Source organism: Zoogloea sp. GDB6 (assembly GCF_056724105.1).
In genome coordinates this window covers 5,540,652-5,551,609 of the sequence record NZ_CM161497.1, presented here as the reverse complement: position 1 = coordinate 5,551,609, position 10,958 = coordinate 5,540,652, and the positions used below count along the sequence as shown (strand labels likewise).

8 protein-coding genes are annotated in these 10,958 nt (G+C 66.8%); 3 read left to right on the top strand and 5 right to left on the bottom strand.

All coding sequences use genetic code 11. The features are described 5' to 3' along the window. Window positions 1-136 precede the first annotated feature (136 nt). The gene (locus AC1PQG_RS25350; protein WP_481120490.1) at window positions 137-3,043 is read left to right on the top strand and encodes an MHYT domain-containing protein; all 2,907 of its coding nucleotides are present in this window, start codon (window positions 137-139) and stop codon (window positions 3,041-3,043) included. Then, entirely contained in the window at window positions 3,036-4,055 is a 1,020-nt protein-coding gene (locus tag AC1PQG_RS25345) for an HD domain-containing phosphohydrolase (RefSeq protein ID WP_481120489.1), read from the top strand. The genes AC1PQG_RS25350 and AC1PQG_RS25345 overlap by 8 nt, the downstream gene beginning before the upstream one ends. Before the next feature lies 1 nt (window position 4,056). Here the strand turns inward: AC1PQG_RS25345 and AC1PQG_RS25340 are convergent, their stop codons facing one another. The 4 genes from AC1PQG_RS25340 to AC1PQG_RS25325 form a co-directional block, all read right to left on the bottom strand. Further along, a complete protein-coding gene (locus tag AC1PQG_RS25340; RefSeq protein WP_481120488.1) occupies window positions 4,057-5,097 on the bottom strand; it encodes an NAD(P)H-dependent flavin oxidoreductase in 1,041 nt (346 codons plus the stop codon). 12 nt (window positions 5,098-5,109) lie between these two features. Continuing rightward, window positions 5,110-6,414 carry an HD-GYP domain-containing protein gene (locus tag AC1PQG_RS25335; protein WP_481120487.1) on the bottom strand — a complete coding sequence of 435 codons (1,305 nt, stop codon included), beginning with the start codon at window positions 6,412-6,414 and terminating at the stop codon, window positions 5,110-5,112. A 63-nt stretch (window positions 6,415-6,477) separates the two neighbouring features. Next, a complete protein-coding gene (locus tag AC1PQG_RS25330) occupies window positions 6,478-7,167 on the bottom strand; it encodes an HD domain-containing protein (RefSeq protein WP_481120486.1) in 690 nt (229 codons plus the stop codon). A gap of 87 nt (window positions 7,168-7,254) precedes the next feature. Next, a complete protein-coding gene (locus tag AC1PQG_RS25325) occupies window positions 7,255-7,743 on the bottom strand; it encodes a DUF3617 domain-containing protein (protein WP_481120485.1) in 489 nt (162 codons plus the stop codon). Between the two features lie 387 nt (window positions 7,744-8,130). Here AC1PQG_RS25325 and AC1PQG_RS25320 point away from each other — a divergent pair, with 387 nt between their 5' ends. Next, a complete protein-coding gene (locus tag AC1PQG_RS25320; RefSeq protein WP_481120484.1) occupies window positions 8,131-10,266 on the top strand; it encodes a methyl-accepting chemotaxis protein in 2,136 nt (711 codons plus the stop codon). 21 nt (window positions 10,267-10,287) lie between these two features. Here the strand turns inward: AC1PQG_RS25320 and AC1PQG_RS25315 are convergent, their stop codons facing one another. After that, window positions 10,288-10,956 (bottom strand): hypothetical protein, encoded by a 669-nt coding sequence (locus AC1PQG_RS25315; RefSeq protein ID WP_481120483.1) that lies wholly within the window; start codon window positions 10,954-10,956, stop codon window positions 10,288-10,290. Between the last annotated feature and the right edge of the window lie 2 nt (window positions 10,957-10,958).

Below are 10,958 nucleotides of genomic sequence, written 5' to 3'. Positions count from 1 at the left end.
TCAACTGTTTCCGAGGGGCGAATCCACGCGCCCTCCCGTTCATCAGATACAGGCAGCAAACAGGAAGACGCTTGCCCTGGATTTCAGTTTTTCCGGTTTATGCCGTAATCAAGGGCCGACGAGACATAACCCTGGCATGTTTTCCCCCAGCGACTTCTTCAAACTGGATTCGACTCCCGGCGTGCTGCTGTACAGCAGTTTCAGCCCGTGGATGGTCGCGCTATCCGTAGCCATTGCGGTGGTTGCCTCCATCAGTGCCCTCTACGCAGCGGGCCTGGCCCGACGCGCCAATAGCCGCAGACAACATCTGATCCTCGTCGGTACCGGTGCCGTCACACTGGGCGGCGGCATCTGGGCGATGCACTTCATCGGCACGCAGGCTTTCGAGTTCTGCACCCAGGTGAGCTATTCCCACCCACTCACGCTGCTGTCCATGCTGTCCGGCCTGGCGGCAGCACTTGTTGCCCTGCATCTGCTGGCCCACAACCACATCAGCCGGCAGCAACTACTCGCCGGGGGCACACTGGTCGGTACGGGCATCGGCATGATGCATTACATCGGCATGGCGGCAATGACCATGGCCGGCAAGCTGCGCTACGACCCATGGTGGTTCGCGCTGTCCATCGTGACGACCATCGCGCTGGCGGTTTTTGCACTGTGGCTGCGCTTCCGGCTGCGCCGCCTGCGCCATCGCCTGCCCAGCTGGGCCGGCATGCTGATCAGCGGCATCGCGCTGGGTTGTGCGGTAGCCGGCATGCACTACATCGGCATCGCCGCGGCACGCGTCAACGTCCCGGTGGCCGGCGGCAATCCGGTCAATACCGACCCGGGCTTCCTGACGGTCGCCGTCACGCTGGCGACCCTCAGCCTGACCCTGCTGGTGGCGGTGGCCAATGGCCTGCTGCGCTATCAGCAGCTGTACCACAAGGTCGAATCGAAGGAGGCACGGCTGCAGGCCATTCTGGACACCGCAGTGGACGGCATCGTGACCATCGACCGCCATGGACTGGTACGCAGCTTCAACAATGCCGCCGAACGGCTCTTCGGCTGGCAGGCGGAAGACGTGGTGGGCCGCAACATCAACATGCTGATGCCGGAGCCCCATCGCACCCGCCACGACAGCTATCTCAGCAACTACATGGAAAGCGGCGTGGCCAGGATCATCGGCACTGGCCGGGAAGTCACCGCCATGCGCCGGGACGGCAGCCTGTTCCCGATCCGGCTCGCCATCGGGCGGACCGAGGTGCCGGGCGAAACCCTGTTCGTCGGCTTCATCACCGACATCAGCCAGTACAAGGAACTGGAACAGGCCTTGCGCGACTCCCGCGACCGCGCCGAACTGGCCGCCACCAGCAAGACAGCGTTCCTGGCCAACATGAGCCACGAGATCCGCACGCCGATGAACGCCATCATCGGCTTTACCGAGCAGTTGCTCGACACGCCGCTGGACACCCAGCAGCGCCACCACCTGGACACGGTGCGCCGCTCGGCCCGCTCCCTGCTGGGTCTGCTCAACGACATTCTCGATACGGCCAAGCTCGAACGTGGCGCGATGGAGATCGAGAACATGGATTTCTCGCTGCACGACGTCGTATACCAGGTGGGGGCCTCCCTGCGCCTCGGTGCGGAAGCCAAGGGGCTCACGCTGGACATCGATTACGCCCCCTTCCTCGGAGAACACTTCAGGGGCGATCCGCTACGGGTCCAGCAAGTGCTGACCAACCTGCTAGGCAACGCCATCAAGTTCACCGAACGCGGCTGCGTGAAGGTGTCGGCCGAAGGCGAAGCCGGGGCCGTGCGCCTGATCGTCGCGGATACAGGCATCGGCATACCGGCCGATCGGATCGCCCGCATCTTCGAGCCCTTTGCACAGGCCGACGCATCCACCAGCCGTCGCTTCGGCGGCACCGGATTGGGCACCACCATCGCCCGCCAGCTCATCGAGCTGATGCACGGGCGGCTGGACGTGGAGAGCGCAGTCGGGGTGGGCAGCCGCTTCATCGTCGAGCTTCCCCTCCAACGAGGCGGCCCGATTGCCAGCGTGCCGGACTCCGCCCTACCTGCCCTGCCCCCCCTGCGCATCCTCGTTGCCGACGACGTGCCGCAAAACCTCGAACTGCTGACCCTGGCCCTCGGCCGGGCCGGCCACCAATTGGTCACAGCCAGTGACGGTGAGGAAGCACTGACGCTCTTCGTGGCCGGACGCTTCGACGTGGTGCTGATGGATGTCCAGATGCCGCACACCGACGGCCTCGAAGCCACGCGCTGCATTCGTGCCCACGAACGGCAACACGGCCTCAGCCCCACGCCGATCATCGCCCTCACCGCCAGCGTACTCAACCAGGACCGGATTGCCGCGCGGGAGGCCGGAATGGATGGTTTCGCCTCCAAGCCCCTGGACATACCGCGATTGCTGGCCGAAATTGCCCGCACCACCGGACACGCCGTCACCGGACTCCCTCCGGCGCACACGCCGCTGAGCTGCGACGCCATCGACTGGCAGCGCGGGATCGCCCTGTGGGGAAACGCAGATGCGCTGGAGCAGGCGTTGCGCCGTTTTGTCGACATCCACGCCAGCGCACCTGAAGCGCTGTCGAGGCTGGCCATGGACGCGGACCATACCTCGCTCGAACGCGCCGCCCACCGCCTGCGAGGAGCAGCCGCCAATCTGTGCCTGTCCGTCGTCAGCAGCGTCGCGGAACGCATCGAAAGCGAAGCCGGCACGGCGCATTACGAACGCCTCGCTCCCTACTTCCACGCCCTGCGGGATGCCATCGACGCAGTGGTTACGGAACTCTCGCGCCGCGGCCCCGGTCACCCTGAAGCACCGGCACCAAACACCGGCCAGACCGACGTCACTGCGCTGGCCAGCCAACTGCACGCTCTGCTCGAACATGGAGAGCTCGACGAGAACATGTTGCGGGAACTTCTCTCCACACTGCACGCCGATGGACGCCGCCCTGCCGCCGAAGCAATCGCGCGTGCCGTCAACGATTTCGAATTCAAGACCGCCCAGCAGGAATTGCTGGCCCTGTATGACTGAACTGCTCACCCCCACGTCGTCCGGATGCGACCACCGTCCCAAGCTGCTCCTGGTGGATGATGAGCCCACCAACCTGCAGGTGTTGCGCCATATCCTGCAACAGGATTACCGCCTGCTCTTCGCCAAGGACGGCCTCCGCGCGCTCGAGCTGGCCAACACCGAACAACCCGCACTGATCCTCCTCGACGTGATGATGCCGGGCCTGACCGGGCTCGATACCTGCCGCCAGCTCAAGCAGAACCCCGGCACCGCGACGATCCCGGTGATCTTCGTCACCGCCCTGAACGACTCGACGAACGAGACGGAGGGCTTCGAAGCCGGCGCCGTGGACTACATCACCAAACCTTTGAGCGCCCCCGTGGTACGTGCCCGCGTGCGCACTCACCTGTCGCTCGTGCGGGTCGAGGAACTCACCACTACCCGCCTGCAGGTCATTCAGCGCCTGGGACGAGCTGCCGAGTTCCGCGACAACGAGACCGGCCTGCACGTCATCCGCATGAGCCATTACGCCCGCCTCCTGGCGCTCGGCACCGGCCTGGGCGAGCAGGCCGCCGACGACATCTTCCTCGCCGCACCGATGCACGATGTGGGCAAGATCGGCATCCCGGATGCCGTCCTGCTCAAGCAGGGTCCGCTGGACGAGGCCGAGTGGAAGATCATGCGCCGCCACTGCGAGATCGGCGCCGAGATCATCGGCGAACATCCGTCCGGGCTACTGTGCATGGCCCGCAGCATCGCCCTGAGCCACCACGAAAAGTGGGATGGCAGCGGCTATCCGAACGGACTGACCGGCGAGGCCATCCCGCTCGAAGGCCGCATCGTCGCCATCGCCGACGTCTTCGACGCGCTGACCAGCGCCCGCCCCTACAAACACGCCTGGGACGTGGACCAGGCGATCGCCTGCCTGCGCCAGAACGCGGGCACGCACTTCGACCCGGCTCTAGTGCAGCGCTTTGTCGAAAACCTGCCGGCCATCCTGGCCATCAAGGCACGCTGGCCGGACGAACCGTGATTCAGCCCAGGCCTTCGACCAAACTCCGCGTCACCTCCGCCGCGCCAACCTCCCTACAGCCGAGCACGTTCTGACCGCACCACAGCGGCGAGAAGTCGCCGCTGCCGCGGCTCTCGGCGGCGGCGCGCAGCGGTGCGATGGCGGCGGTCGCCAGCGGGAACTCCGGCGCCGCGGGGCTGAGCGGGCCGAGCTCGCGCATCACGCGATTGACGATGCCCCGCGCCGGGCGACCGGTGAACAGGTTGGTGAGGGCTGTGTGGCCGGCGGCCGAACTCTTGAGGGCGGCGCGGTGCACTGCGCTGGTAGTGGCTTCGGGACACAGCAGGTAGGCGGTACCGACCTGCACACCAGCCGCACCGAGGGCCAGCGCCGCCGCCACGCCACGGGAATCAACGATGCCGCCGGTGGCGATCACCGGCAGCTTCACCGCATGCACGATGCGCGGCAGTAGCGCGAAGGTGCCCGACTGGGCGCTCAGGTCGTGGTTCAGGAAATGGCCCCGGTGGCCGCCCGCCTCCAGGCCCTGGGCGATGATCGCGTCCGCGCCGTGGGCTTCGAGCCACAGGGCTTCTTCCACCGTGGTGGCGGACGACAGAACCTTGGCGCCCCATTTCCTGACCCGCGCCAGCAGCTCGGCGGACGGCAGGCCGAAGTGGAAGCTGACCACCGGCGGGCGGAAGGCTTCGATGATGTCCGCCGTCTCGGCAGTGAACGGATTGCGGCCGGGGCCGGCCGGAATGCCCGCCGGGTCAATGCCGAACTCCGTGTAATACGGTGCCAGCGCGGTGCGCCACGCGGCCTCCCGCTCGGCATTCGGCTGCGGTGGGCGATGGCAGAAGAAATTGACGTTGTAGGGCTTGTCGGTGGCCACGTGGATGGCCGACAGCTCCTTCTCCAGTGCCTCAGGGCTCAGCATCGCGCAGGGCAGCGAGCCGAGGCCGCCGGCTTCGGAGACCGCAATGGCCAGCGCACTGCCCTGCACGCCGGCCAGCGGGGCCTGGATGACCGGCAGGTCGATGCCGAAAAGCTCGGTGATGCTCATCAGAAAATCTCCTTAAATACCGAAATGCAGGCGGACGCGTGCGTCCAGCAATTGTCTGGCCTGGCCTTCATCGCAGTCGGCCAGGCGCTCGAAGACTTCCCGCGCGATGGGCCGGAAGGCGGCCATCACGGCGGGATCGAAATGACTGCCGCTGTCCCGGTCGAGGATCTCCATGGCGGCCTCGAAGCCGAGCGGAGCCTTGTAGGGGCGTTTGGAACAGAGGGCGTCAAACACGTCGGCAACGGCGAAGATCCGCGCCGCCAGCGGGATCGTCTCGCCGGCCAGGCCGCGCGGATAACCGGCCCCGTTCCATTTCTCGTGGTGGCCGGACACCACCGCCGCGGCGCCTTCCAGCCAACCGATGCCGGTGACGATCTCCTCGCCCTGCCGCACATGGCTGCGCATGGTGTCGAACTCACCTTCGTCGAGCTTGCCGGGCTTGAGCAGGATGGCGTCCGGGATGCCGATCTTGCCGACGTCGTGCAGGAAGCTGCCGGCGATCAGGGCCTGCATCGCCTGGCCGTGCAAGCCCAAGCGTTCGGCGATGCGGGTGGCGATCCAGGCGACCCGGTAGTTGTGGGCGCCGGTATCCGAATCCCGCTTGGCGATGGCGCGGCCGAGGGCGTCCATCATCGAAATGTGCGAATCGAGCACCTCGCGGGCCTTGCGCTGGTTGTCGGCGGACAGGCGCACGACCACCGGGTAGATCACCGCACCGCACAGCAGGGAGGCCAGCCCGGCCAGCAGCGCCGCATGCAGCGCATGGCTGCGGATCTGTTCGCGCTGCCAGTCGGGCACCACGCGCACGCCCTCGAAATATCCGGAAACCCGCGCCCCCCCATCACTCGCCACGTCCTGCAAGGGCACGAAGATACGCAGGATCCAACGCGCATCACCGTCCAGGCGCAGGCTCTCATAGGATGCGTCGCGGTAAGCCGGGCTGCGATGTTCCGGCAGGCGCGCCTCGACCAAAGCCCCTTCCGCAGACATGGCAATGGCCAGCTTGCGACCCTGGGCGTCGTAGAGCTCGGCAATGTCGAACAGCCCGCCAGCGATCGTATGGGCCGCCATGGCGGCCTTGTCGGCGGCCTCCGGGCCGTTCAGCGCAAGGGCGTCGAAATGGCGCAGCAGGCGGCGCGACTCTTCCATCCCCAACGACACGGTAGCCTGCTCGGCCTGCTCCCGCGCCACGAACCAGGTGATCGGGCCGGCCAGCACTGCCAGCAGCACGCTGATAGCAGTGATCCGGATAGCTGTACGCCGGTTGAAAGTGTCCATGCCCGCGACGATGCGCGCCTGCTGTAATGAGGATTCCATTATCACCGCGGGGCGCGGGTCACCGCCAACCCACACGAAAGCGGCCGCCGGGTTGCACCGCTATCAGCCCTCGCCGGCGCAGTCGGTGGCCGGATCCGATCCCGCCCCCCACTCGGCCACGAACACCGCCCGGAACTCCCGCAGCCAGGCCACGCGCTGCTCGCCGAGGCGCCGGGCGGCAGCGGTGTTCATCAAGGCCGGCAAGGTGGCCAGCTTGACCTCGATGTGATCGAGGGAATAGGCCCGGTCGTCGGCCGGCCGCCGCAGCGCGAGGGGATCGTCGGCGTGAGCCAGCGCCGAACCCATGCGCCCGGCGGTGTAGAACATGCGTGCCAGACCGACGGCACCGAGGGCATCCATGCGGTCGGCGTCCTGCACGATCTGCGCCTCCAAGCTGCGCGGTGGAATACCTGCCGAGAAGCTGTGGGCCTCAATGGCATGGGCCACCGCGTCGAGCCGCTCCGCCGGAAAGCCCGCCTCCACCAGCCTGGCGCGGGCCTGCTGCGCCGCCAGCCGGGAGGCCTGGGCGCGGCGCGGATCGTCCTTGGGCAGATTGACGAGATCGTGCAGATAACAGGCGGCCAGCACCACCAGCCCGTCGGCCGCGGGGTAATCGGCCAGCAACTGCTGCGCAACGCGCCACACCCGGTGCAGGTGCTGCACGTCATGGGCGCCGTCGCCATCGGCAGTGGCCACGGCGAGGGCGATCAGGCGCGGCTGCCAGTCGGCGAGAAGGCCGGGAAAATCGGACATGGATGCATACCTCGTGTCGAAGGCCGAACAGACCCGCGCATGATCCACGAGTTCTCGGCGGCTTGCCGCACCGAGGCCGCCACCGGCTCACAATTGCAGCATGTCCTTGGTGCACGCCCCTTCATACACCGAATCCATCGTGATACGGATCTGCACATCCTGGCCGCCCTTATGGACAAGCTGCTGGACCTCGGAACGCAGGTGACGCGGCGCCACGGTATTGTTGATCTGCATCTCCACCGCATTGCCGTCGGCCATCGTGCAACTCATCTTCCAGCCGGCCTGGGCCTCGCTTCGGGTCGCGTCCGAAATGCGGCAGTGCGCGCCCTGCTTCTCCATCTTGTCCTGATCGATGCCAGGCGTCAGATAGGGATCGCGGGCCAGAAAGGCGGGTGTGAGACAGAGCTGCGTATTCATCTCGGATACGGTGCGAACCGGACTGGCCGGGGTTTCGCGCGCGGTGACCACCGTCTTGACCTTCCAGCCCCCCGGCTGGATGGTGGGGCTGGCGAGCGTCGGCACGCCAGTCAGAACCAGGGGCAGGACGATGGCGTAGTACAGGACACGGACTGACATGGAAACCTCCGGCCGGGAAATGGATGAACGGAACGATGGTGCCACGAACGGCCAGTCTCCGGCCCATGCCACAGAGGCCCGTCGGCCGTGACATTTTCCTGCCCGCCAAGGCCACCTGTCCGGCCGGGAAAACGCCCAGCGGCACCCGGCACCATTACGGTGCAAATACCTCTTTATGGGTATCAGATTCTGGATATCAGCCAAAAATGCACATATTTGGTGCGCATGTGTGAATTTCCGTGACGCCAGCAGGGGAAATACATTGCATAACGTAAAGTCCTAAGCACCTGATTCACCAAGGCGGTGCAGGCCGCAACGACTCTTTAGGGCAAAACAGGCGCAGCTCTTGCTAACGATCCTGCTTAGTTTTGTAGCAGGAATCAGTCAATGCTCAAGAGTCAGAACATGTCCCTCAGCGGCGCGGAGAAAGCCTGGCTGCCGTGGTTCGGCCGGACCGGCAAGATCGCCATGGGCTGGGCCACGTCCCGCAACCGGCACCGCTACCCCGCCATCGAACAGACCTTCGAGGCCTTCGCGCAGACCCGCGTGCGCATCCTGAGCACCTGGGCCGAACAGCAGTGGGCCCATCTGGAAGGGCTGGCCCGCGAACTGGCCGGCAGCTGGCCGGATGTGGATGTCCGCCTGCTGCAGCAGCGCCGCCAGCGCGCCGAGGACTTCTCGGAGCTGTTCGTCGTCAACCAGCAGGGCATGATCACCGGCTCCACTGCGAAAGGCCGCGCCGGCGCCCGCGTGGCCGCCACCGCGCCGCTGCGCGCCGGGCTGGCCGGGCGCTTCCTGCACGGCCCCTACCGCGATCCGGTCACCCAGAACCTGTCGCCGTCCACGTCCCGCTTCCACGATGCGGTGACGCTGATGTTCTACCAGCCGATCAGCGTGGACGGCAGCATCGTCGGCGCCCTGTGCGGCCGCGTGCCCAACGACGTGATCGGCGACCTGATCCAGCGCGAGGCCGGCCACATCTTCCACGAGTCCGGCGACAACTACCTGTTCATGGTCAAGTCGGTCTTCGATCCGCAGATCGCCCCCGGCACCGCCCTGTCCCGCTCGCGCTTCGAGGACGCCACCTTCACCGGCGGCGACAACCTGAAGGATGGCGTGCGCACCGCCTTCGGCACCGTGCGCGTGCAGGAACACACCGAGCTGGAGTTGGTCTTCAACGACCCGGCCACCGGCCAGCTCCACCCCGGCGTGCGCGAGACGATCCGCAAGGGCGACAACCTCTTCGTCACCTACCCGGGCTATTCCGACTACCGCCACGTGCCGGTCATCGGCAAGGGCGTCACCTTCCGCCTGCCCGGCTCGCCGGACACCTGGGGGATGATGTGCGAGGCCGACCTGGAAGAGGTCTACCGCTACCGCAGCATCCCGTTCCGCCTGCTGCGCCTGTACATGGCGATCACGCTCGGCAGCTGGGGCGTCGCCGGCCTGCTCGCAGAACTGGCCGGCCTCGGCCAGGCTGCCGTGCTCGGCACCGGGCTGGCCCTGCAACTGGTCGGCGCGGCGCTGTTCCACCAGCTCGGCTGCATGCCGGTCAGCCAGCGGCTGCGCGAGGCGACCCGCGTGCTGCGCTCCACCACCGAAGGCGGCGGCAACCTGTCCCAGCGCCTGCCGCGGGCCAGCGAACGGATCGACGAAGCCACCGTGCTGGCCCAGTGGGCCAACAGCTTCATCGACAACCTGGAGCAGATGATCCGCCAGGTCGCCAAGACCACCAGCGAGATCGGTGATACCAACCGCAACATGCTGCAGAAGAACAGCCACGCGGACCAGGTCTCGACGAGCATGCAGGGCGCCATCGACGACATCCTCAGCGCGATCCGCGTGCAGCTCAGCGAGATCGACGCCGCCACCACCAACACCGCCACCATGCAACAGGTCGTCCACCGCGTCAGCGAAGAGGCGCGCGAGCAATTCGCGCTGGTGGAAGCCCGCAGCCAGGGCATCCGCAGCTCGGTCAACCTGTCGGCGACGACGATCCGTCAGCTCGAACAGCGCACGCTAGAGATCGGCCGCATCGTCACGCTGATCAACGAGATCGCCGACCAGACCAACCTGCTGGCCCTCAACGCGGCCATCGAAGCGGCCCGCGCCGGCGAGACCGGGCGCGGCTTCGCGGTGGTGGCCGACGAGGTGCGCAAGCTGGCCGAACGCACCCGCGGCGCCACCGCCGACATCCGCGAGATGATCGACGGCGTGCAGAGCCAGGCCGAGGAAGCCGTGCGCACGATGGAAAGCGGCATGTCGGAGATGGAAGAAGGCCTGCGCCTGGCCACCGCGGCCAGCACCGACAAGCGGGAGATCGAGGCGGTCGTCGAACGCCTATTCGTCACCATTAATCAGATCGCCGCGGCGACTCACGCTTACGGCGACCGGGTGGAATCCATCTCCTCCGCCGCTGAGGCAATGCGCCACGCCACGCGGGAATCGGCCCGCAGCGCCGAGCTCACCGGCTTCGCGACCGGCAAGCTGGAGCAGACCATGGGGCAGTTCCAGGTCGCCTGACACGCGACCTGCGACCCAGCATCAATCCGCCGCTGCCCCGTCGGCCCGCCCGGGCTCGACCGGCGGCAACGGTGCGGCCTTGGGATGGGCATCGCCGCCGAGAGGCGGCGTGTGCGCGGCCCGGGTGATCCGCCGTACGGGAATGGACATGGCCACGACCTGCGGGTCCGGGTCGCGGATCAGCACGACATGGAGGCTGAGCGTGCCGAGCTTGCCGGCCTCGATCAGGCCCTGCAGATCCGCTTCGGTGAGCCCATCGTCGAAGGGCACATAGGCAAAAGCGGCATCCCGGTGGCGCAGCATGATGGTGGTGTAGCTCTTCGGGTCGCTCACCCCCCCCTTGGCATCGATCGGCCGGAACTTGATCTCGTAGTCGCCCGTCGCGGTATTGCCGTGGGCCGCATTGCCCGCCTTGAGCCGGCTGCCGAAGCGGAAGTTGGGATTCAGCACCAGCAGCGGGGCGTCACGCAGATTGCGCACCTCGAAGTTGAGGGTATTCGGGTAGAGGGGATGCCCCGTACCGACCGTGTAGGTGACGTGCACCGAGAAGCCCGGTACCCGGCGGCGGTACCAGGTCCGGATGAACACGCCGATCGACACCGCCGCAAGGGTGGTGAGCATGTCCCAGATACCATGATCCGCCAGCCACTTGAGGAGCTCAGCCACCTCCGCCGCGGAAAATGGCAGCATGC

Bases quoted from the DNA above. Each gene is read 5' to 3' on its own strand.
- AC1PQG_RS25350 (WP_481120490.1), top strand. From the start codon at position 137: ATGTTTTCCCCCAGCGACTTCTTCAAACTGGATTCGACTCCCGGCGTG.
- AC1PQG_RS25345 (WP_481120489.1), top strand. From the start codon at position 3,036: ATGACTGAACTGCTCACCCCCACGTCGTCCGGATGCGACCACCGTCCC.
- AC1PQG_RS25340 (WP_481120488.1), bottom strand. From the start codon at position 5,097: ATGAGCATCACCGAGCTTTTCGGCATCGACCTGCCGGTCATCCAGGCC.
- AC1PQG_RS25335 (WP_481120487.1), bottom strand. From the start codon at position 6,414: ATGGAATCCTCATTACAGCAGGCGCGCATCGTCGCGGGCATGGACACT.
- AC1PQG_RS25330 (WP_481120486.1), bottom strand. From the start codon at position 7,167: ATGTCCGATTTTCCCGGCCTTCTCGCCGACTGGCAGCCGCGCCTGATC.
- AC1PQG_RS25325 (WP_481120485.1), bottom strand. From the start codon at position 7,743: ATGTCAGTCCGTGTCCTGTACTACGCCATCGTCCTGCCCCTGGTTCTG.
- AC1PQG_RS25320 (WP_481120484.1), top strand. From the start codon at position 8,131: ATGCTCAAGAGTCAGAACATGTCCCTCAGCGGCGCGGAGAAAGCCTGG.
- AC1PQG_RS25315 (WP_481120483.1), bottom strand. From the start codon at position 10,956: ATGCTGCCATTTTCCGCGGCGGAGGTGGCTGAGCTCCTCAAGTGGCTG.